The 23,314-nt window shown below is 59.1% G+C and carries 14 protein-coding genes; 6 read left to right on the forward strand and 8 right to left on the reverse strand.

Annotated features, from left to right (window positions below):
• The first annotated feature begins 345 nt into the window (after positions 1 to 345).
• Together KRR23_RS19030 and KRR23_RS19035 are read left to right on the forward strand one after the other, a co-directional pair.
• The gene (locus KRR23_RS19030) at positions 346 to 1,365 is read left to right on the forward strand and encodes a substrate-binding domain-containing protein (RefSeq protein ID WP_216743845.1); all 1,020 of its coding nucleotides are present in this window, start codon (positions 346 to 348) and stop codon (positions 1,363 to 1,365) included.
• Positions 1,353 to 4,373: an EAL domain-containing protein gene (locus KRR23_RS19035; protein WP_216743764.1), complete on the forward strand. Its 3,021-nt coding sequence runs from the start codon at positions 1,353 to 1,355 to the stop codon at positions 4,371 to 4,373. The genes KRR23_RS19030 and KRR23_RS19035 overlap by 13 nt, the downstream gene beginning before the upstream one ends.
• A gap of 96 nt (positions 4,374 to 4,469) precedes the next feature.
• Here the strand turns inward: KRR23_RS19035 and KRR23_RS19040 are convergent, their stop codons facing one another.
• Positions 4,470 to 5,756 (reverse strand): MFS transporter, encoded by a 1,287-nt coding sequence (locus tag KRR23_RS19040; protein ID WP_216743765.1) that lies wholly within the window; start codon positions 5,754 to 5,756, stop codon positions 4,470 to 4,472.
• A gap of 660 nt (positions 5,757 to 6,416) precedes the next feature.
• On the opposite strand from KRR23_RS19040, the gene mexE reads away from it, so the two are divergent.
• From mexE to KRR23_RS19055, 3 genes are read left to right on the forward strand one after another with little or no spacing between them, the layout of a single operon-like run.
• Positions 6,417 to 7,670 carry a multidrug efflux RND transporter periplasmic adaptor subunit MexE gene (gene mexE / locus KRR23_RS19045; protein WP_216743766.1) on the forward strand — a complete coding sequence of 418 codons (1,254 nt, stop codon included), beginning with the start codon at positions 6,417 to 6,419 and terminating at the stop codon, positions 7,668 to 7,670.
• A gap of 15 nt (positions 7,671 to 7,685) precedes the next feature.
• Positions 7,686 to 10,865, forward strand: a complete 3,180-nt coding sequence (locus KRR23_RS19050; protein WP_216743767.1) for an efflux RND transporter permease subunit — start codon at positions 7,686 to 7,688, stop codon at positions 10,863 to 10,865.
• A complete protein-coding gene (locus KRR23_RS19055; protein ID WP_216743768.1) occupies positions 10,862 to 12,283 on the forward strand; it encodes an efflux transporter outer membrane subunit in 1,422 nt (473 codons plus the stop codon). The genes KRR23_RS19050 and KRR23_RS19055 overlap by 4 nt, the downstream gene beginning before the upstream one ends.
• Before the next feature lie 122 nt (positions 12,284 to 12,405).
• Here KRR23_RS19055 and KRR23_RS19060 read toward each other — a convergent pair whose 3' ends face one another.
• Genes KRR23_RS19060 through KRR23_RS19070 form a run of 3 tightly spaced genes read right to left on the reverse strand, consistent with a single transcriptional unit; the run spans position 12,406 to position 15,701 of the window.
• Positions 12,406 to 13,371, reverse strand: a complete 966-nt coding sequence (locus KRR23_RS19060; protein ID WP_216743769.1) for an HlyD family secretion protein — start codon at positions 13,369 to 13,371, stop codon at positions 12,406 to 12,408.
• Between the two features lie 4 nt (positions 13,372 to 13,375).
• Positions 13,376 to 13,576, reverse strand: a complete 201-nt coding sequence (locus KRR23_RS19065) for a DUF1656 domain-containing protein (protein ID WP_216743770.1) — start codon at positions 13,574 to 13,576, stop codon at positions 13,376 to 13,378.
• Positions 13,566 to 15,701 (reverse strand): FUSC family protein, encoded by a 2,136-nt coding sequence (locus KRR23_RS19070; RefSeq protein WP_216743771.1) that lies wholly within the window; start codon positions 15,699 to 15,701, stop codon positions 13,566 to 13,568. The genes KRR23_RS19065 and KRR23_RS19070 overlap by 11 nt, the downstream gene beginning before the upstream one ends.
• 175 nt (positions 15,702 to 15,876) lie before the next feature.
• Between KRR23_RS19070 and KRR23_RS19075 the strand changes: the two genes are divergently transcribed.
• Positions 15,877 to 16,932: a HEAT repeat domain-containing protein gene (locus KRR23_RS19075; RefSeq protein WP_216743772.1), complete on the forward strand. Its 1,056-nt coding sequence runs from the start codon at positions 15,877 to 15,879 to the stop codon at positions 16,930 to 16,932.
• A gap of 332 nt (positions 16,933 to 17,264) precedes the next feature.
• On the opposite strand, the gene KRR23_RS19080 is transcribed toward KRR23_RS19075, so the two are convergent.
• The 4 genes from KRR23_RS19080 to KRR23_RS19095 are packed head-to-tail and all read right to left on the reverse strand — an operon-like array spanning position 17,265 to position 23,201.
• On the reverse strand, positions 17,265 to 17,642 hold the full coding sequence (locus KRR23_RS19080) for a response regulator (protein ID WP_216743773.1): 378 nt from the start codon (positions 17,640 to 17,642) through the stop codon (positions 17,265 to 17,267).
• A gap of 44 nt (positions 17,643 to 17,686) precedes the next feature.
• A complete protein-coding gene (locus KRR23_RS19085; protein ID WP_216743774.1) occupies positions 17,687 to 18,901 on the reverse strand; it encodes a hybrid sensor histidine kinase/response regulator in 1,215 nt (404 codons plus the stop codon).
• On the reverse strand, positions 18,891 to 19,712 hold the full coding sequence (locus KRR23_RS19090; RefSeq protein WP_216743775.1) for a protein-glutamate O-methyltransferase CheR: 822 nt from the start codon (positions 19,710 to 19,712) through the stop codon (positions 18,891 to 18,893). The genes KRR23_RS19085 and KRR23_RS19090 overlap by 11 nt, the downstream gene beginning before the upstream one ends.
• Positions 19,713 to 23,201, reverse strand: coding sequence for a response regulator (locus tag KRR23_RS19095; RefSeq protein WP_216743776.1), 3,489 nt, complete (start codon positions 23,199 to 23,201; stop codon positions 19,713 to 19,715).
• Positions 23,202 to 23,314: the final 113 nt, after the last annotated feature.

The following is a 23,314-nucleotide window of genomic DNA, read 5'->3' on the forward strand; positions in this document are numbered from 1 at the left end:
TGCAATTGGCCTTCGTCCTTTGTTTTGTGTCATGGACCCTGTCCCATTTCCTGAATGCTCAGGACTAAAGTTCACAGGCTTTACCCACAAAAGACCTGATGACAGCAGAACCGACTATCCTTGCGGATAGTGAACGCTGCACTCTCGGCAAAAAGGGACGCCATGCCAGACTATGATCGCGCCATCGGCTCCAGACCCGCCATCACATGCGGTGATCGAACCTGTCTGATCAGGCCTTGGTTACCCTGGATGGCTTCAATTGCGGTTTTCTGTCTTTTCACGGCAACTCCCGGATACGGCCAGAACCTGCCAACTGCAGCGGGTGTCGAAAACGCCACGGTTACGGTGATTCAAGCGCAGGAAATCGTTTCCAGGGCCACCCTCGAAGCCGTTCGCTGGAGCGGCCCTGAATCCGGCCCGCAAGCCCTGCGGGGCAAGAGCATCGCCCTTGTCGCAGAAGATTTGCGTAACGGTGGAATTGTCGGTGTCGCGCAGGGCGCTCGCGAGGCAGCCAGGGCGATGGGCTGGACGCTGAAAATATTCGATGGCGCTGGGTCATCGGCCGGGCGCGCAAAGGCCTTTTCCGACGCTCTGGCAGCGAAACCCGACGGCCTCATTCTGTGCGGTTCCGATGCCCTTGAGAACAATCCGGCGCTGATCCTCTTCGCCAACAGGGATGTGCCGGTGGTCGGCTGGCACGCTGGGGCACGCCCCGGGCCGATTGACGGCACGCCGGTGGCCATGAACGTCACGACCGACCCGCTCGAAGTGGCTCGCCTCACGGCCATGGCGGCAGTGGCACAGTCAAACGGCCACGCCGGCGTGGTCATCCTGACCGACTCCAAATACAGCATCGCCATGGCGAAAGCCAACGCCATGGAAAACGTCATTCGGGCCTGTCGGGAATGTACATTGCTGGAAGTGCGCGATGTCGCGATCTCCGAAAGTGGCGAGAAGATGCCGGCGATCACCAACGAGCTGCTTCAGCGCTATGGCAAGCGCTGGACCCACACGCTGGCCATCAACGATATCTATTTCGACTACTCGATTGCCTCATTGACCAACGCCGCAATACCCAGTGACGGCATCAGCCTGTTGTCTGCCGGTGATGGCAGCGCTTCGGCTTTCTTGCGCATACAGGCAAAAACCTACCAGACCGTCACCGTGGCCGAGCCGCTAAACCTGCATGGCTGGCAAGTGATGGATGAGTTGAACCGGCTATTTGCAGGTCAGCCGGTGAGCGGCTTCGTAGCGCCGATTCACCTGGTCAATGCCGACAATATCGCCTTCGACGGCGGGAAGAAATTCCAGTACGACCCTGACAATGGTTATCGAGACATCTATCGCCACCAATGGAACCCCTGACATTGGACGTCATTTCCCGGCTCGGACGCCAGCTATTGCCGCAATCGCTACGCGCACAGTTCACACTGGCGTTTCTGACGCTGGCGCTGCTGATCCTGGCGGGTGGTGCAACTGCGGTCTACGCGTTGCGCACATCAAACAGCGCCACCCGCCAGCTGACGGATGAACGACTGGTCCGCATGCAAAATGGGCAAGACATGTTGCATCGTACCTTGCTGATCGAGCGCCAGACCGATCAGCTTCTGACAACCCGCTCCCCCGACACCCTGCGTTCAAGCTATGCAGCGACCGTCGAACAACTTGAAGCGCTTGATCAGCTGGTGCAGCAGCTGACTGCCGCGAACAGTGGCGTGGCGATACTCGATATGTATCAGTCGAGTCAGATGTTCCGCAATACCGCCAACATCGTTGCGCAATTGCGAGAAAGCCTGCTGCAAACCGAGGTCACCTTCGAGCAAACCCTGGAGGATCACACTGCCCGGTTAACCGCGACCCAGACCCGGGCCAGCCTGGAGCTGGCAGTGTTACTTTTCGATCTGCCGCAGGCTGTTGACAGTGATGCCGTGCAACGCCTGCGGATCCGGTATGAGCACCTGTCACGTACCACAGGCAAGTTATCCGACGCTGATGTAGAGATGCCCAAGCTCTTCTCCCTGCGCCTGAAGCTTATCAATCAGCACAACGTCATACAGCGGTTCAATGAGGAGCTGAAGAATGAGGCCGGGGTTCTGGTCGCGTTGGCCCGTGCGCAATCCAGTGCTTACACCGAAGACTATCGCGAAGCCGTACAGCGCCTGGTGGAGGCCTCAAACCGTAGCCAGCAATGGGTGCTGATCATGTTGGGCGCCAGCCTGGTGTTCGCCTGGTTTGTGACCCGGGTCTTCATGGGCCGTCATGTGCTCGTGCGCCTGAATGCAATAAGCCGGCAATTGCGTCAGGAACACACTGACAAAACGCATTTGATGATGGCAGAACATGGGAAGGACGAGATCGCCAACATGGCTCGCGCGGTGAATCAATTCCTCAAAGACCGACTTCAGCTGGAAAAAAAATCGGTTCAATTGAGTATCGCCACAGAGCGGCTCGCCCTGCAAAACAACCGATTAGAGCAAGAAGCCATCATCCGTGCCGGACAAGGTCATGTCCTGGAGCTGATCGCCAGGAGTACCGAGCTTGCAGAAGTCCTCGACAGCCTGGCTCACCTGGTCGAGTCCCAACTGGAGGGGATGATGGTGTCCATCCTGGTGCTGGATGAGGATGGCAAGCACCTGCTGCACGGGGCTGCCCCCAGTTTGCCGAAAGCCTATAACCAGCTCATTGACGGGATTGCGATCGGTCCGAGTGTCGGTTCATGCGGCACCGCGGTGTATCGACGAGAGCCAGTCATCGTCACGGATATCGAGCTGGATCCGCTGTGGGAGGAGTACCGATCAGCCGCTGCGCCCTATGGATTTCGCGCCTGCTGGTCGACGCCGATTCTGTCCCATGAGCGAAAGGTATTGGGGACGTTTGCCTTGTATTCCAACACCGTACGCAGCCCTAGCTCGACCGAGACGCGACTGATCGACATGGCGACACCGCTTGCCGGCATTGCAATAGAACGCCAACTTACCGAACAGCGCATTCGCTTTATGGGCGACCATGACGCACTGACCGGGCTGCCGAATCGCACACTGCTCGAAGACCGCCTCAAGCAGGCAATACTTTATGCTCAGCGCTACAACCGTCAGGTGACGGTGGCGTTTCTCGATCTGGACAAATTCAAACTGGTGAATGACAGCCTTGGGCACAGTGCTGGAGACGAACTGCTGAAAACCGTCGCCCAGCGCATGCTGGAATGTGTACGCCGCACCGACACCGTCGTGCGACTGGGTGGCGACGAGTTTGTGATCATCCTGTTCGACCAGCCCTCAGACCTCGACGGCGTTACCCCTGCCCTGCACAAAATCCAGGAAGCCATCCTGCGGCCGATTCAGCTAAGCGGACATACACTCCACGTCACCTGCAGCATGGGGTTGGCCACTTACCCTGCCGACGGCAGCGATACCGACACGTTGCTCAGCAACGCGGACGCCGCGATGTACCGGGCCAAGGAGCTGGGTCGCAACAGTTACCAGTTCTATACGAGCGAGATGAATAACAAGGTCCAGGGCAAGCTCGCCATGCAAGACGGGCTTCGAAATGCACTCAACCATGACGAGTTCCTGCTGCTGTACCAGCCACAGGTGGATTTGCAGTCAGGTCAGATTATCGGCGTAGAGGCACTGATCCGCTGGCAGCACCCCGAGCTCGGCATGGTGTCTCCAATCAAATTCATTCCGCAGGCCGAGGAGACCGGGTTGATCGTGCCCATCGGCGACTGGGTGATTCATACCGCATGCAGACAGAACAAGGACTGGCAGGATGCGGGCTGGCCGCCGATCACCATATCGGTGAATATTTCAGCACGCCAGTTCATCGAAAGGGACCTGATCGACCGAGTGAGGCATGCCTTGAAAGAAACCGGACTGGACCCGATGTACCTTGAGCTGGAGCTGACCGAAAGTCTGATCATGCAAGACCTTCAGCAAGCCATCAACAAAATGAAAGAACTGCAATCAATGGGGATCAGCCTCTCGATCGACGACTTCGGCACCGGCTACTCCAGCCTTGCAGCCTTGAAAAGCTTCCCGATCGCGAGACTCAAGATCGATCAGTCTTTCGTGCGCGATCTGCCCGACAACGAGAACGACAAAGCCATCGCCACCGCAGTGATTTCGTTGGGGCACACACTGAACCTCAGGGTCATTGCCGAAGGTGTCGAAACCCAAGAGCAGCAAACCTTCCTGCGTGAAAACGGCTGCGATGAAATTCAGGGCCACTTTTTCAGCAGAGCGGTCAGCGCAGAGGAAATCAGTCTGTTACTGCGTACGCCGCGGTTGCCTCAATCAAGCCGCATTGCGAGCCCTGACTCGGCAAGGCGAAAACGCGATGTAAAACGCCCAAGCAGTCCAATGCCCGGGCATTAATGACTCAGCGTGCGTTAACGTGATCAGCGGCAATCCTAACCATTCCATATGGGACGCCATCATCGGCGTGGTCTTTCACATGCTCATGAAAAGCGCTCATCGGGTGACCTCATTGCCATCCAACAGAGGCTCTTCGCCCGTGTTCGCATAGACCGCTTCATTGTCCTTGGGAACGAGCAACACAATCGCACCGACGATGACTTCAAAAATCCCGCTACCGACGATGACCATGCCGGTTTCGAACCGGGCATAAAGCGCCGCACCGCAGGCCCCGGCAATGAGAATGGAGGCCCCCAGCGCGGCATAGCGTAACCTTGCCAACCCGGCAATCTCGCTTTGCCTGAACGTGGTTTGAATCAGCAGAATGAACGAGATGTCGATCAGCGGCCCGCCGAGCGCGGCCAGGCCTGCGCCGAACATCATCCCGACCAGGACGTACTCCGCTGGCAGGTACATCACCGCCGCACCGATGGTCGCAATGCCCAGGCCGTTGACCACCGAGCCGAAGGTAAAACCACCGTACAAGCGTCGGATATGCAGGTTGCCGACGACAAAAATAGAGATCAGGTTGCCGCAACCATAGGCGCCCATGATCAGGCCGTAGACGGCAAAGCCCCGTACACCGAAACCCTGGATGTCGTACTTGACCACGGCCAGCGCCATGCCGATGGAAATGCCCAGGCTCCAGGCGACGTTGCCCAACCCCGCACACACATACACCGCCTGCATCTGCCGACGACCGACCAGGCTGCGCCAACCGGCGATGAAGGCGGCACGCCGACTCGTCACCTTGACCGGTTGGCGAGGCAATGCCTTGCTCAGCTTCATCACCGCCCAGGCCGAGATCAGGAAAGTCAGGCTATTGAGGGTAAACAGATGTTCAAGCGGAATCAGCAGGGTAATGGCTGCGGCCAGCATCGGCCCGATCACCCGGGCCACCCGGATGATCGCGTCGAACAGCGCGTTGACGGCCTGCAACTGGTCCGGCGCCGCGACAATGCGTGGCAGGCTGGCGCGCAAGGCCGGTTCGAACAAAGAGTTGACAATCATCATGAGCATGACCGGCACCGCCAGCATCCACAGGCTCATGATGCCCAACGCCCAAGCCAGCATCGGAATCAGCGCGAGCCCAGCGCGCGCAAGGTCAGCGCCGATCATCGTGCGCCGATGGTCCCAGCGCTCGGCCCAGATCCCTCCCAGCAACGCGCCCGCCAGCGCCGCCCCGCCGCGCAACGCACTAAGCCAACTCGCATCGGTGCCGGCGATCTGCACCGCCATCCAGGCGACAGCGATCGCGAACAATTCGTCGCCGATCGAGGATAGCGCCAGCCCTCCCCATAGCAACGCCACAGGCCGCTGAAGCAACGGTCTAAACAACTTCATATCATCAATTCCGCAAATGAAGACCCGTCATGCAACGGACCTGCAAGCCACCCATATCGGCGCATCAAGCATCAAAACAGGGCGCGCTCTAACATTGGTAACTTCATAAATGATTCGAATAAAATCTTACCAGCACGCAACAACCAAAATGCGTCATCCGGAGAAGTGCCAGGTCAGTTCTCAAGGTTGTGAATGTACTGAGTTGGAAGTTCATTACTCAATAAAAGGAAGTACTCTGTTTACTTATCGAATGACGGTCGGTGCCCGCAAGCCGGGGGATTTAAAACACTGGCCAGGATAAGGCAGGATGCATTATCAGGGACATAGAGCGTACAGATTGAAGGTGCGCCATTGCGGCAAATAATCATTCCCTGACCCTGGTGTTTTCCTGTAGCCGAAGTTAACTACGTCCGAATAGACAGCAAGAAGCGAGCTTGCTCGCGATGACCGCGGCTCGGTTTTCAACCTGACCTTTGCACTCCCCGCAACACTGAATTGTCATCAGGCACATTGATAGCCGCCTAACGAAAGCCCCATGCTAGAGGGCTCACTCGGCGCTTATATCATTCCGAATGATAGTTACCTTTGCCTCATTCGATTCGTGCGATACAGCCCCGCCGAGCATCATCCGTCCATCTCAATACATTGGCGGATGCATCCATGGAACAGTCACTCAAACATTTGCGCTTCCCCTTGGCCGTTCTGGCCTTGCTGGTGATGAGCGCCTGCGGCAAGACTCCGGGCACCGCTGCCGCCATGCCTGCGACCAAAGTCAGCGTGGCCAAGGTGCTGGAACAACCGGTCAACGAATGGGACGACTTCACCGGCCGCCTCGAAGCACCGGAAACCGTCGAGATTCGTCCTCGGGTGTCTGGCCAGATCGACGAGGTCGCATTCACCGAAGGTGCCCTTGTGAAAAAGGGCGATTTGCTGTTTCAGATTGACCCCCGCCCGTTCCAGGCTGAGGTCCGCCGTCTTGAAGCCCTGGTTGCCCAGGGCCGAGCCAATGCTACCCGCAGCGAAAACGAAGCCCAACGCGGTGAACGCCTGCGCACCAGCAACGCGATTTCCGCAGAACTGGCCGACTCGCGCAGCAGCGCCGCCCAAGAAGCCCGAGCCGCTGTCGGCGCAATCCAGGCGCAACTGGACCTGGCCAAACTGAACCTCAGTTTCACCCGCGTCACCGCACCGATCAGCGGCCGCGTCAGCCGTGCCGAAATCACCGCCGGCAACCTGGTCACCGCCGATGTCACCGCGCTGACCAGCGTGGTCTCCACCGACAAGATTTACGCCTACTTCGACGCCGATGAGCGTGTGTACCTCAAGTACACCCAGCTCGCCCGCCAGGGCCAACGCGGTCAAACCACTCCGGTTTACCTTGGCCTGTCCAATGAAGAAGGCAACCCACACCTGGGCCAGATGAACTTCGTCGACAACCAGGTCAACCCGAAAACCGGCACCATCCGTGGTCGCGCGGTGTTTGACAACAGCAAGGGCGAATACACCCCCGGCCTCTACGCTCGCCTGAAACTGGTGGGCAGCGGGACCTATTCCGCCGTGCTGATCAACGACGAAGCCGTCGGTACCGACCTGGGTAAAAAGTTTGTACTGGTGATGGACGCCGACAATAAATCGGCTTATCGCGCCGTCGAACTGGGCCCGAAGATCGAAGGTTTGCGCATTGTGCGCAGCGGTCTGAACAAGGACGACACGATCATCGTCAAGGGTTTGCAACGGGTGCGTCCGGGTTCCCCGGTGACGCCTGAAGTGATCCCGATGGCCAGCCAGGAAACCCTCGCGGCCCTCGCTCAACAACGCCAAGCGCTTGAAGCCAGCAACCTGCCCCAAGTCGCACCTGCCAAGGTTGCGCCGGGTACGGCTGTGAAACTCGCCGCTGCGACTCCACGCGGTTAAGGGACGACAACTCCGATGAATTTTTCCCAATTCTTCATTTCACGGCCGATCTTCGCAGCGGTGCTTTCGCTGCTGATCCTGATCGCCGGCAGCATCTCGCTGTTCCAGCTACCGATCAGCGAATACCCGGAAGTCGTGCCACCGACCGTGGTGGTCCGCGCCAACTTCCCGGGTGCCAACCCTAAAGTCATCGGTGAAACCGTGGCTGCTCCGCTGGAGCAAGCCATCACCGGCGTCGAGAACATGCTGTACATGTCCTCGCAGTCCACCGCTGACGGCAAGATCACCCTGACCATCACCTTTGCGCTGGGCACCGATCTGGACAACGCTCAGGTGCAGGTACAGAACCGCGTCACCCGCTCCGAGCCCAAGCTGCCCGCCGAAGTGACCCGGATCGGCATCACGGTGGACAAGGCTTCGCCCGACCTGACCATGGTTGTGCACTTGACCTCGCCGGACAAACGCTACGACATGCTCTACCTGTCCAACTACGCCTTGCTCAACATCAAGGATGAGCTGGCGCGGCTGGGCGGCGTGGGTGACGTGCAACTGTTCGGCATGGGCGACTACTCGCTGCGGGTCTGGCTCGATCCGAACAAGACCGCTTCGCGCAACCTGACTGCGACCGATGTGGTCAACGCGATTCGCGAGCAGAACCGTCAGGTTGCCGCCGGTGCCCTGGGTGCGCCGCCTGCGCCGAACGCCACCGCGTTCCAGCTCTCGGTCAACACCCAAGGTCGCCTGGTCTCCGAGGAAGAGTTCGAGAACATCATTATTCGCTCTGGCGAAAACGGTGAAATCACTCGCCTCAAGGACATTGCTCGCGTCGAACTCGGCTCCAGCCAGTACGCCTTGCGCTCCCTGCTGAACAACCAACCCGCCGTGGCGATCCCGATCTTCCAGCGTCCGGGCTCCAACGCTATCGAGATCTCCAACGAAGTGCGCGCCAAAATGGCCGAGTTGAAGAAGAGCTTCCCCGAAGGCATGGACTTCAGCATCGTGTATGACCCGACGATCTTCGTTCGCGGTTCCATCGAGGCTGTGGTGCACACGCTGTTCGAAGCACTGATTCTGGTGGTGCTGGTGGTGATCCTGTTCCTGCAAACCTGGCGCGCCTCGATCATTCCGTTGGTGGCGGTCCCGGTATCGCTGATCGGTACATTCGCCGTGATGCACCTGTTCGGCTTCTCGCTGAACGCGTTGTCATTGTTCGGATTGGTATTGGCCATCGGTATCGTGGTCGACGACGCCATCGTGGTGGTGGAAAACGTCGAACGGAATATCGGCCTCGGGCTGACACCGGTCGAAGCGACCAAACGCGCCATGCGTGAAGTAACCGGACCAATCATCGCCACCGCGCTGGTGCTGTGTGCGGTGTTTATCCCGGCCGCCTTCATTTCCGGGTTGACCGGGCAGTTCTACAAGCAGTTTGCGTTGACCATCGCGATCTCCACGGTGATCTCGGCCTTCAACTCGCTGACCCTGTCGCCAGCTTTGGCTGCCGTGTTGCTCAAAAGCCATGACGCGCCCAAGGACCGCTTCTCGAAAGTCCTCGACGGGATCTTCGGTGGCTGGTTGTTCCGTCCGTTCAACCGCTTCTTTGATCGTGCCAGCCATAGCTATGTAGGCACCGTGGGTCGTGTAATCCGCAGCAGCGGCATCGCCCTGCTGCTGTACGCCGGCCTGATGGCGCTGACATTCCTTGGCTTCTCGAACACGCCAACCGGTTTCGTGCCGGGCCAGGACAAGCAATACCTGGTGGCTTTCGCCCAACTGCCGGACGCGGCGAGCCTGGACCGCACTGAAGACGTGATCAAGCGCATGTCCGACCTGGCCCTGAAACAGCCTGGCGTGGAAAGCGCGGTGGCCTTCCCTGGCCTGTCGATCAACGGCTTCACCAACAGCCCTAACGCCGGCATCGTGTTCGTCACCCTGAAACCGTTCGACCAACGCAAGGACCCAAGCCAGTCGGCCGGTGCGATTGCCGGTGCCTTGAATGGCCAATACGCCGGGATTCAGGAAGCCTACATGGCGATCTTCCCGCCGCCGCCAGTTCAGGGCCTGGGCACCATCGGTGGTTTCCGCCTGCAGATCGAAGACCGGGGCAACCTGGGGTATGACGAGCTGTACAAAGAAACCATGAACATCATCACCAAGAGCCGCAGCGTGCCGGAACTGGCCGGGCTGTTCACCAGCTATACCGTGAACGTGCCACAGGTCGATGCTGCCATCGACCGTGAAAAAGCCAAGACCCACGGCGTGGCCGTCAGCGACATCTTCGACACCCTGCAGATCTACCTGGGTTCGTTGTATGCCAACGACTTCAACCGCTTCGGTCGCACCTATCAGGTCAACGTTCAGGCTGAGCAACAGTTCCGCCTCGAACCGGATCAGATCGGCCAGCTGAAAGTGCGCAACAACAAAGGCGAGATGATCCCGCTGGCGACCTTCATCAAGGTCAGCGACACCTCGGGCCCGGACCGCGTGATGCACTACAACGGCTTTATCACCGCTGAAATCAACGGTGCCGCAGCCCCTGGCTACAGCTCCGGCCAAGCGCAACAGGCCATCGAAAAACTGCTCAAGGACGAACTGCCTAACGGCATGACCTACGAGTGGACCGACCTGACCTACCAGCAGATTCTGTCCGGCAACACCGCGTTGTTCGTGTTCCCGCTCTGCGTACTGTTGGCGTTCCTGGTACTGGCCGCGCAATACGAGAGCTGGAGTCTGCCACTGGCGGTGATCCTGATCGTCCCGATGACCCTGCTGTCGGCGATTACCGGGGTGATTCTCTCCGGTAGCGACAACAACATCTTCACCCAGATCGGCTTGATCGTACTGGTGGGGCTGGCCTGTAAGAACGCGATCCTGATCGTCGAGTTCGCCAAGGACAAGCAAGAGGAAGGTATGGACTCGCTCAGCGCGGTACTGGAAGCCTGCCGTCTGCGTCTGCGGCCGATCCTGATGACCTCCTTCGCCTTCATCATGGGTGTGGTGCCTCTGGTGTTCTCCAGCGGTGCCGGTGCAGAAATGCGTCATGCCATGGGTGTGGCGGTGTTCTCCGGGATGCTCGGGGTGACCTTCTTCGGTCTGTTGCTGACGCCAGTGTTCTACATATTGATCCGTCGTTTTGTGGAGCGCAGCGATGCACGCAAAGCAGCCAAGGCCCTGAAACTGGAGGCGCAACAATGAGTCTGAAAGTCTTCCTGCCGAGCTTGCTGGTACTGGCCCTGAGTGCCTGTGCCGTCGGCCCGGACTACAAGACCCCAGCTACGGAGGCGGCCAACATCACGGCCGCCACCGACGGCGCCAACGGTCAGAAGAACTTCGACCGCGCACGCTTCGAAGGTGTCTGGTGGCAGCAGTTCGATGACCCGGTCCTCAATCAGTTGGTGACCCAGTCGTTGCAGGGCAACCGTGATCTGCGGGTGGCGTATGCCCGCTTGAAGGCATCTCGGGCGTTTCGTGATGACGCGGCCACCCAGACCACACCCAACGTCACCAGCCGTGCCAGCAGCGATTTGGCCAAGGGCCAGATTCCCGGCCAGACCACTAACCGCGTCAACAGCGAACGCTATGACCTGGGCCTGGACATGGCCTGGGAAGTCGACCTGTTCGGCCGAATCCAGCGCAACCTGGAAGCAGCTGATGCCGATCAACAGGTTGCCGAAGCCGATCTGCACCAACTGCAAGTCAGCATGATTGCCGAACTGGTGGACGCCTACGGTCAACTGCGCGGTGCGCAACTGCGGGAGAAAATTGCGCTGGCCAACCTGCAGAACCAGCAAGAGTCGAGCAAGATCACCGTGAGCCTGCGTGATGCCGGCGTCGGCGATCAGCTCGATGTAGTTCGCGCTGATGCCCGCCTCGCTTCTGTCGAAGCCAGCGTGCCGCAACTGCAAGAAGTGCAGGTGCGCCAACGCAACCGGATTGCGACCTTGTTGGGTGAGCGGCCAGACAAACTGACCGTCGACCTCAGCCCGGCCAACTTGCCGGCGATTGCCAAGGCCTTGCCGATTGGTGACCCGGGTGAACTGCTGCAACGCCGCCCGGATATCCGCAGCGCCGAACGCAAACTGGCGGCCGCCACCGCCCGCATCGGCGTGGCCAAGGCCGATCTGTTTCCACGGGTCAGCCTCAGCGGTTTCCTCGGTTTCACCGCCGGGCGTGGTTCGCAGATCGGCTCGTCGGCAGCCAGCGCCTGGGCGCTCAGCCCAAGCATTACCTGGGCAGCCTTCGACCTGGGCAGCGTCCGCGCTCGCTTGCGGGCAGCCGATGCTAACGCCGAAGGCGCCCTGGCGACCTACGAGCAGCAAGTGTTGTTAGCGCTGGAAGAGTCGGAGAACGCTTTCTCCGATTACGGTAAACGCCAGCAACGCCTGATCTCGCTGATTCGTCAGAGTGAGTCGAGCCGTGCCGCGGCCGACCTCGCGCAAATTCGCTACCGCGAAGGCACCGTGGATTTCCTGGTGCTGCTCGACGCACAACGTGAGCGCCTGGCAGCCGAGGACTCCCAGGCGCAGGCCGAGGTCGATCTTTACCGTGGCATCGTCGCCATCTACAAGGCCCTCGGCGGTGGCTGGCAACCCGAGACGGTCGCCAGCAGATAACCCCTTTTCAAGAGCTCCTTTGGTTGGCCGCAACCAACCAATTTCTTTGCCCCGTGCCTCATTCGGTCGCGGGGCTTTTTTTTGCCTGCAAACTTTGGTGACTCCCCACAATCCCCCCCGTGTTAGCGGTGATCGTCGGATTTGCGGGTTTCCTGGACAGTCACCGTAGCCGTGGTCCCGGCGCGCAGCGTGTTTTTGCCGGCGTAGTCGGCGTCGATCTGAATCCGTACCGGCACCCGCTGCGCCAGTTTGACCCAGGTGTAGCTCGGGTTGATGTTGGCCAGCAAACGGCCGCCGGGCAGGTTTTCCCGGTCAGCAATAGCGAAGGCGATGCTTTGCACGGTGCCGCCAAAACGTTCGCCACTCATCAGTTCGATGTCGACCCGGTCACCCTCTGCGATTCGCGGCAGTTTGGTTTCTTCGAAGTAGCCGCTGACATAAAACGAATCGCTGTCCACCAGCGCCACCAGCGGACCGCCCGCTGTCGCGTAATCGCCCTGCCGGGTCAGCAGATTGGTGACGTAGCCACTGACCGGCGATTCGACCCGGGTGCGCTCCAGATCGTGTTCAGCCTCGGCCAATGCGGCGATGGCCAGTTGCACATTGGCCTGGGCAAAACCCAGGTTGGCCTGGTTGCGCAGCAAATCGGCCTGGGCCACCGACACCTCGGTGCTGGATTTTTCCCACTCCTCGCCAGAGACCGCCATGCGTTCCTTGAGGGTCCGTCGACGCAGCTCCTCGCTTTGACGCTGCTTGAGCAGCGCCTGGCTGGCAACGATGGTGGCTTGTGATTGACCGAGCGAGGCCTTCGCCACTTCCACCGAACGCTTGGCATGTTCCACCGCCAGGGCGTAACGCGAGGGATCGATTTCCAGCAGCAACTGTCCCTTCTCCACATGCTGGTTATCTTGCACACCCAGGCGCACGATGCGTCCCGCAACATCGGCGGACAAGGTCACCACATCGGCACGCACCCTTGCGTCCCGGGTCCAGGGGGCGCGGGTGTAGTGCTCCCAGGCAAACCAGCCGAGTACAAGAGCCAGCACGACCACCGCCAGAGTCGAGAGTTGGGCAAGGATCTTCTTCAAGGCATCAGGCTCCCATCACCAGAATCAACACCGCGCACACACAGGCGTACAACGCGCCTTCGAACAAGGCTTCATGCCAGACGAACTGCAACACGCCGAGGCGCCGCAGGATCCAGTCCAGCACCAGGAAAATCGGCAAGCCCAGCAGCAGCGCCTGGGCAATCGGCGGCAGATAGACACCACCTATTTCCAGATCAATGGTCAAGCGCAGGTACTCCTTGCAAGGTGACAGGCTCAAAGTGACCACGGTGGCGCTCCAGGAACGACACCACGATCAACAACGCCACGCGCATGCGAAACACTGACCACAGGTGTTCATGGACGCTGGAGTGCAGCGCGTCCAGTTCATCACCCAAGCCGTGCAGGCTGTCGATCACGCGATTCACTTCGATGTTCGGCCGACCGGCGACCAGCCGCCCGGTTTCCCGAACGGTGGCGAACAACCGGGTTTGCGTCTGCGGGCCCAGTAGCACGTTGTTCTGCCCCTGCTGCCTGAGCTGGTTCAAGGCAATGCCCAGGGCCAGGCAGCCGAGGCTGACCTCGAACAGGTCGCGCGCCGGCTTGTCCTGGATGGCTGGCAACAGTCCCAGCATCGTGGTCAGACGGTCGACCAGACGACTCTCGAAGGCAAACTGGTTTTCATCGGTGGCCGGGGTTTTCAGTAATGCATAGACCTGCTCGCAATTTTCCTGGTGCAGCCGGCGAATACGCAGAACAGGCCTGAAGGGGAAGATCAAGGCATACACACTCAACGCCAGAACGGTGGCGCAAGTGTAAGCGCCAGCAAATTCAAACCACTGGATCGCGGTGTTCTGCCCCAGCCCGGTGTTCTGCGGGCCCAATAACAGAAACGTCGACAATCCCAGACCGATCCCCGTACCCGTGGTCGGCGGACTGGACAACCCCACCGCGACGGCATACAGCAATGGCGCCAGCAACAGGGCCAACAGTTCGAAGTTACTGATCATCGGCACCAGCGCAAACTCAAGCAGCGCCGACACCACCACCGCCAGCCCCAAGCCCCGGGCATAGCTCTGGGCAGCCAACAACGGCCGCGGAAACGTCGCCATCAACGAGCAGAGGATCCCCGCCACAATCATCCCGCCCCGAGCGCCGTCCCAACCGGTTTCGATCCATATCAGACCAGCCAACATCAGTGCGCAGAACGCGCGGATGGCGTTCATCGTCGCCAGGGTGAAATCCAGGTGCAGCGGATTGGCCTGACCGCGAAAAACGCTACTGGCCTTGCGTCCGCTCTGGATCGCGTCGCTCAACTCCAGAATCGTTTCAAGCTGCTGCAGCATTCGCGCCTGTTCCCAACGCAGTGACCACGATAGCGAGCGCAAGGTAGCCTTCAAGGGCTCGGTCAGTTGCTCCGAACGGTAGGCCAGTGCATCGAAACGCTGTTGCAACGCCGCAAACTGGTGCCGCTGCTCGCTGGACAGCGCGCGCCCCTGCCGGGCCAGTTCATCGAGAAAGGCCAACTCTTCGTTTAGCAAATGCTGGATTTCGCCAGGTATCTCGCCTTCCCAGCGCTCGAGCAACAGCTCGCGCTGATGGCGCAATGCGGTGAGCCGCGCAGTCAGCAACAGCAGTTGATTGCCGAGCAATTGCACCAGGTCGTCGGCACTGCGCAAACGCGGCGCGTCGTAATACAAATGCCGGCGTACCCCCTCCAGCGCGCTGATCTGCCCAAGCAGCTGCATTTGCCGACGGTGGAAGTCGGCCTCGCTTTCCTCGGTTCGAATGACGGCGCTGGCATGGGTCGCCAGCAGCTTGATCACCTGATCGATCCTGGCAAAGTAATCCTTGGCCACGGCCTCCGGACGCGCGGTCAGCAGGCTGACCACACAGACGCAGGCAACCGCCAGCAACGTCTCGGTCACGCGGGTCACGGCCAGCAGAAAGGTACCGTCCTGATCAGGGACCGCCAACAGCCCTACCACCACCGCCGTATAGCCGCTGAGCACAAACGCCTGAGAACTGGTGTAGCGCAACAAGGTGCCACCGGCGGTGCACAGTGCCAGCCACAGGGACAACGTCATCACGAAAGGCACCGGCGCCTGGGGGAAGATCGCCATGATCACCACCGCCACGGCCGCGCCCAGCGTGGTGCCGATGACCTGGCCAAAACTGCGGGCAAGCGTCATGCCGGCCAGGGGCTGGCTGACGATGACCACGGCCATGATCGACCATTTGGGCTGGTCGAGATCAAACAGAAACGCCAGGTACAGTGTCAGCAACCCGGCGGTGATCGTTCTCAAGGCAAACAGCAACACCCCGGGGCCGGGGTGGAGGATCGCCTTGAAGTACTGCAGCAACGCTTGCATGACAACACTCGTCGGGGCATCTCCAGCAAGCGTAGTCACTACGACGACACGTGAGAGGTTTCGGCTCGACTTGAGCCCATCAAGTATGCGTTTAACCACGTCCCGGGTTTGACTCGCAGCGCCAGCTGACCGATGCTGGCAGCTTTGCAAACACTGTCAGATTCCGGATTCCTGCATGCCCATGCCTCGCCGCTACCTGTACATCAGCCTGCTTGTCCTGTTTGCCGTCGGCATTGCCTGGTTTTCTCTGCGCAGTACGACGCCAGAAGTGCCCCCCGCGATCAAGCAGGGCTATCACGACGCCATGGAAAAGGCCCGCAACGGCCAACCCGGTGCGGCGCGAGTGCTCTATCAGCAGTTGGCACGTCCGGACTTGTCGGACACGCGCCGTGTCCTGTTGCATGCCGAACTGGCGAATTACCCGAGCCCGCAGGCACTGAAACTGGCAGACGCCGACCTGCAAAGCCCTGTGGTCGAGGTTCGCCAGGCGGCGATCAAAAGCATCGTCGGGCTGGTGCCCAATGGCCAACGCAGTCTGTTGCTCGGGCCATTGCTCGACGACCACGAGCAAGTCGTGCGTTTTGCCACCGCGAACGCGTTGCTGGGGCTTTCGCCGGATGATCTGGGGTTGTACTTCGGCCCTTTGCAGCAGGTCATCGATGAATACGAGCACTCGCTTAACAGTCAGTCTGAAAGCGCCGAGACCCAATACCAACTGGCTCGCCTGCACCTGCACAACGCCCAATTGAAAGAAGCACAACAAGCGCTCGATCAGACCTTGCGCCTGGACCCGGGCAACTTGCCGGCGCTGGTGATGCAGATCGAGGTCCTGGATAAACAGGGCCAGGCCGATGCTGCCCAACAAATGCTTGCCAGGCAGTTGAAGGCCCAACCTGACTCCGCCTATCTGCAACATGCCTTGGGGCTATGGCTACTGCATCACGGGCAAAGCGAGTTTGCCTTGCTCGGCCTTTCAAAAGCAGTGGAACTTGCGCCCGACAACAAGGAATACCGCTACGACCTGGCCACCACGTTGCACGGCCAGGAAGAACTCGAAGCCGCACAAAAGCAGCTTCAAGAAATCGTTCAGCGTCACCCGGCCGATCGCAAGGCGCGGGTAACGTTGATCAACTACTGGAAGGAAAGTGGCCAGCTGCAGAATGTTCAGGTGCTGCTGGCACAGCTTGAGCAGATGAATCCGGATGACCCGGCGTTGCAGCAGGGACTATAAAAGACCACCAGGTTCGATAGATGCGCCGTAGGGCTTACGAAAGCACTGATCGTTCCCACGCTCTGCGTGGGAATGCCTCTAGGGACGCTCCGCGTCCAGTGACGCGGAGCGTCACGGGCTGCATTCCCACGCGGGAGCGTGGGAACGATCAAGGGCCGCGCCCGTAGCAGCTGTCGAGCTTGCGAGGCTGCGTTCGGCTCGGTCCGCGCTCGGGCGAAGCAGTCGTAAAGTCAGGTAACACGTTCGTACAGGTAAACCGCGTATGCAGGATTTGCGAGGACTGCGTCCGAACGCGGCCCGAACCTTCGGCTGCTCGGGGTATTGCGTGGGGCTTACGAAAGCATTTCGTGCATCAAGCCCTGCAATTCGTCCAGATCGAACGGCTTGGCCAGGATCGGCGCCTTTTGCGCGATCGGGCTGCCGGACTCACGAATTTCCTGCGGGTAACCGCTGATGAAAATCACCTTGAGTTCAGGTCGCAGCTTCACCGCAGGTTCCGCAATCTGTACCCCGGAGATGCCACCGGGCAGACGGTAATCGGTGATCATCATATCCAGGTGCGGTTTGCTCGCGAGAATTTCGAAAGCCTGCTCGCCATCTACAGCCTGCAAAACCCGATAGCCCTCACCCGACAGATAGGCGACCAGCACCATCAGGATCGAGGGGTCATCTTCAACGATCAATACGACGTCTTGTGCATCTTCACTCATGGGAAGCCTTTGTTCGGTCAATAGCTGCTGATACGACCCTTCGGTCACGCAGAGGTTGCGTTGCTTTGTCTGTTTTCCTGCAGCGGTAGGCAAACACGAAATAACGAACCTTGATTAATCTTGCTCTCAACGGTGATGGATCCGCCATGGGCGGCGACGATTTGCTCGGAAATAAATAGCCCTAAACCCAGTCCGGCCACCACGGTTTTCGCCGACACACGCTCGAACTGCTGAAAAATACGTTTCTGGTTTTCCTCACTGATGCCAATCCCCTGGTCCCTGATCTCCATCCGCGCTTCACCGTCCTGGCTGTACACGCGCACCTCGATCGGACGCTTGGCACCGTAACGCAGAGCGTTGGTCAGCAGGTTGGACACCACCTGCTCGATGCGAAACTCATCCCAATTGCCTTCCACCGGTAGCGGAGCGACAAACGTCACCGACGACTCGACAGACTCCACCTGCGGTGCAAAATTCTGCAACAGGTTACCCGTCAACTGCGCCAGGTCAAAACGGCTGGGGCGAATGGACAGCTTGCCGGTGCGAATCCGCGACACATCGAGCATGTCCTCGATCAAGCGAATCAGGCTCTTGATCTGCCGCTCATCGCGATCGACCATCGCGTGCATCTTCTCCAGGGTAAACGCCGCAGCATTGTCCCGGGCCAGGTGCATCTTGCGCAGCTGGGTTTCGAGGATCAGCCCGTTCAACGGTGTACGGACCTCGTGAGCGACGATCGACATGAAGTCATCGCGCATGCGCACGGCCTGCTCCAGTTCGCTCTGCGTGGCCTGCAATTGCTTGAGTAACGCCTCCTGCTCACGACGGCTTTGCTCCAGGGCGTCGACCTGCAGCTTCATCGCCTTGCGCTGCCGGTACAGGTCGACAAACACGTTGACCTTGCTTTTCACCGCGTGGATATCCAGCGGTTTATGCAAAAAGTCCACGGCGCCACTTTCGTAACCCTTGAACGCGTAATAACTCTCTCGCCCGGCCGCACTGACGAAAATAATCGGAATGCTCCGGGTTTTCTCGGTACCGCGCATCAGCTCGGCCAGTTCGAAGCCGTTCATGCCGGGCATCTGCACATCGAGGATGGCGATGGCGAACTCGTGTTGCAACAGCAATGACAAGGCTTCGTCCGCGGATAGCGCCTTGTACACCGTGCGATTTTCACGCGTGATCAACGCTTCGAGCGCCAGCAGGTTCTCAGGCAGATCGTCGACGATCAGCAATTTGGCCTGGATATTACTCAGCATGCTTGCGGTAGATCCGTTCTTGTTTGACCAAAGGTTCGAACTGCTTGCCATAGGTCGAGAAGTCCAGGGTTTCCTTACTGCCCAGCACCAGGAAACCACGATGACACAGCGACTCATGAAACAGCCCGAAGGCGCGATCCTGTAATTTTTTATTGAAATAAATCAATACATTACGACATGAAATTAATTGAGTTTCTGAAAAGACACTGTCAGTCGCCAGGCTGTGATCGGCGAAAGTCACGTTCTCACACAGGGTCTTGTCGAAAATCGCGTGGTCATACGCCGCCGTATAGTAGTTGGCGAACGAGCACAGACCACCGGCCTGCTGGTAGTTATGGGTGTAGGCGCGGATGTTCGCCAGCGAAAAGATCCCCTGTTTGGCCTTTTCCAGCGAGCGTGGGTTGATGTCAGTGGCGTAAATGATGGTGCGCTCCAGCAAGCCCTCTTCGCGCAGCAGAATGGCCATCGAATAGACCTCTTCGCCCGTGCTGCACCCGGCAATCCAGATCTTGATCGAAGGATAGGTCTTGAGCAGTGGCACCACTTCCTGACGAATGGCCTGGAAGTGTGCCGGGTCGCGAAACATCTCGCTGACTGGGATCGTCAGCAATTGCAGCAACTGCATGAACGCCGTCGGGTCGTGCAGCACCCGCTCCTGCAGCGCGGAAATGGTCTTGCACTCGAACTGATGCAAGGCGTGATTGACCCGACGCTTGATCGAAACGCCGGAGTAATCACGAAAGTCGTAGCTGTATTTGAGGTAGATCGCTTCGACCAGCAACCGCAGCTCGATGTCGGTATTTCTCTGCACTTAGATACGTTCCATCTTCGGTAACCACACGCGAATCAGCGAGAACAGGCGGTCCAGGTCGATGGGCTTGGCCAGATAATCGTTGGAACCTGCTTGCAGGCAGCGCTCCTGATCATCCTTCATGGCCTTGGCCGTCACCGCGATGATCGGCAGCTTGCGCCAGCGCGGGTCCATGCGGATCGAGGCGGTGGCTTCGTAACCGTCCATCTCCGGCATCATCACATCCATCAGCACCAGGTCGATGTCCTCCACCTCATTGAGTTTCTCGATCGCTTCACGACCGTTACGGCCAATCACCACGGTAGCGCCCTTGTGCTCCAGTGCGCTGGTGAGGGCAAAGATGTTGCGCACATCATCATCCACCAACAGCACCTTGCGGCCTTCGAAGACCCTGTCGCGGCTGCGGGCAGTCTTGAGCATCGTTTGCCGCTCATGGGACAACCGCGATTCGACTTTGTGCAGGAAGAGTGTCACCTCGTCGAGCAGGCGCTCTGGCGAGCGCGCGCCCTTGATGATGATCGAGCGTGAATACGTGCGCAGATCCGCCTCTTCATCACGGGTCAGGTTACGCCCGGTATAGACGATCACGGGCGGGAACGAGCAGATATCTTCGGTGGACATGCGCTTGAGCAAGTCATTGCCGAGCATGTCCGGCAGTTTCAGGTCGATGATCATGCAGTCATAGATCGTCTCGCGCAGCAGGTCCAGTGCTTCCTGGGCCAGGCCGACAGCGGTGATTTCGATGTCATCGTCACCGATCAGCCGGGCAATGCTGTTGCGTTGCAAGTCATCGTCTTCCACCAGCAGCACGCGCTTGACCTTTTGCGTCAATTTGGCTTCCAGTCGCGCGAACACGTCCTTGAGCTCTTCGCGGGTGGTCGGCTTGAGCGCATAACCGATGGCGCCCATGTGCATGGCGGCCTCGACGCGGTCCTCGACGGAAATCACGTGAACCGGGATGTGCCGGGTTTCGGCATGTTCCTTCAGGCGCTGCAACACCGTCAGCCCGGAATGGTCCGGCAGGCGCATGTCCAGCAGGATTGCATCCGGCATGAATTGTGTCGCCAGGTCGTAACCTTCATCGGCGCCGTGAGCCACCAGGCATTGATAGCCCAGCTCGTGGGCCAGGTCGAAGAGGATGTGTGCAAAGTTCACTTCATCTTCCACCACCAGAATGCAACGGCGGGTGAACGGCGCCTTGCCACGGTCATCGGCAAAGCGCGGAATGCTCACTTCGGCGATCAACGCTGCTGGCGCGGCAGTCACCTTGGGCACTGCGACAACCGGGGCGATCTTGCGCAGCTCACGCGGCTCATCGCCGGGTTCGACATACTGCACAGGCAGCACCAGGGTGAATGAGCTGCCCTGCCCCGGTTCGCTGATGACACTGATCGACCCGCCGAGCAACGCCGCCAGGTCACGTGAAATCGACAATCCCAGGCCCGTGCCACCGTAACGACGGTTCGTGCTGCCATCGGCCTGCCGGAAGGCTTCGAAAACACTGTCCTGCTGATCACTGGAAATACCGATGCCCGAGTCACGAACGATAAAAGCAATACCCTCGGCCGGCTGCCTGGCGACGGTCAGGCTGACGCTGCCCTTCTCGGTGAACTTGATGGCATTCGACAGCAGGTTCTTGAGCACCTGCTCCAGACGCTGACGATCGGTGAACAGCATCAACGGTGCATCGGCTTGCAGTACGACGTCGAACGCCAGATGCTTGTCCGCAGCCAGCGGTTCAAACATTCCACGCAAACCACCGACCAGACCCGCGACGCTGGCATTCTCCGGGTGGACTTCAAGCTTGCCGGCCTCGACCTTGGAAATGTCAAGAATGTCGTTGATCAGGTGGAGCAGATCGTTACCGGCCGAGTAGATCGATTCGGCAAACCTCACCTGCTCAGCGCTGAGGTTTTCTTGCGGGTTCTCTGCCAACAATTTGGCAAGAATCAACGAGCTGTTCAGCGGCGTGCGCAGCTCGTGGGACATATTGGCGAGGAATTCGGACTTGTACTGGCTGGAGCGCTGCAATTCTTGCGCGCGGACTTCAAGTTGTGCCTGGGCCTGATTCAACTCGCCGTTCTTGAGATCCATCGCATCGCGCTGCTCGGCCAGGATGTGTGCCTGCTCGGCAAGCTGCTCGTTGGTCTGCTCAAGCTCGACCTGCTGAGTCTCCAGGATCGCCTGGGACTCTTGAAGCACCCGCGACTGTTCTTCCAGCTCTTCGTTGGCGGTCCTCAGTTCTTCTTGCTGCACTTGCAACTCCTCATTGAGCTGCTGGGTTTCGGCGAGCACTTCCTGCAATCGTTGGCGATAATGTGCCGCTTCGATGGAGGTGCCGATGTTCCCGGCAATCAACTCCAGCAATTCGATATCACGCTCGCTCAGGGCGCGCAGGAAACCCAGTTCGATCACACCGTTGACCCGCTCGTCATCACTGGTCGGTACCACCAGCACACTGCGCGGCGCGCCCTCACCCAACCCGGAGCTGACTTTGAAATAGTCGGCAGGCACGTCATCCAGACGAATCAGTCGGCCCTGCTGCGCGGCCTGGCCGGTAATGCCCTCGCCACTGTAGATCGCCTGCTCGCGCTCTTCCTGCTCACGGGAGAAACCATAAGAGGCTATGCGCGTGAGGCCTCCATGCTCTTCTTTCACGTACATCGCGCCAACAGCGCTGTTCAGGTACTGCGCGCAGAATTGCAGAATATTGCGGCCCAGCAGATTCAGCGTCAGTTGCCCAAGCAGCTGCTCCGCCAGCTCGGTCTGGCCATTGCGCAACCAGGCTTGTTGTTCCAGACGTTGCGCACTGGTCTGCTGTGCAGCCAGGTTGGCGCCGTAACTTTTTGACAGGCTGAGCAAATCGCGACGGCCAGCGTAGGCCAACAAGCCACTGATACCGGCAACAAACAGCACATACAGGGAAATGGTCCAGATCGTCGTGCGTCGAACCTCTTCGTTGCGCGTGATGCGCAGTTGTTGCTCCATGTCGATGACATCTTCGTACTGCTTGCGGATTTCATCGGTCAGACGCTTGCCCTTGCCCGTTTTCACGACGGCCCGGTAGTCACCGCCGCTGCGCTGCAAATTGATCAGCGCCTGCGCGTATTCGTTCCACTCAACCTGCAATGCTTCAAGCCTGCGCAGGCGATCGACCTGTGGCGGGTTGTTGGCCGTCAGTTCCTGCAAGGTCTTGAGCGCGACAATGATTCTCGGTTTGGCGGTTTCATAGGGATCGAGAAAATGCTCCTCGCCGGACAACAGAAAACCACGCATCCCGGTTTCCAGATCGACCGTCAGCTTTACCGCTTCGTTGGCGTTATTGATCACCCGATCCGTGTGTTCGACCCACTGGATCACCGACAACAGATAGGTGATCAAGCAGACAAAAAACACCGCGCTCAGTACGCCCATACCCAACGGCAGGCTGATATTGCGGCTCAAAAGTTTGTGGAAACCTTGCTCATCAACCGAAGACGAAGTGGTCATTGAATGGCCTTGGTGAACTGTGGTTAGTGAAGGAACTTGCCCCATGAACGCATTTTTGATCCATTTTTCTGACAGCCTAGCCGACAATATCCCGCATCACTCTGCATGATTCA

This window comes from Pseudomonas sp. CVAP#3, assembly GCF_018986375.1.
Taxonomy (GTDB): domain Bacteria; phylum Pseudomonadota; class Gammaproteobacteria; order Pseudomonadales; family Pseudomonadaceae; genus Aquipseudomonas; species Aquipseudomonas helvetica.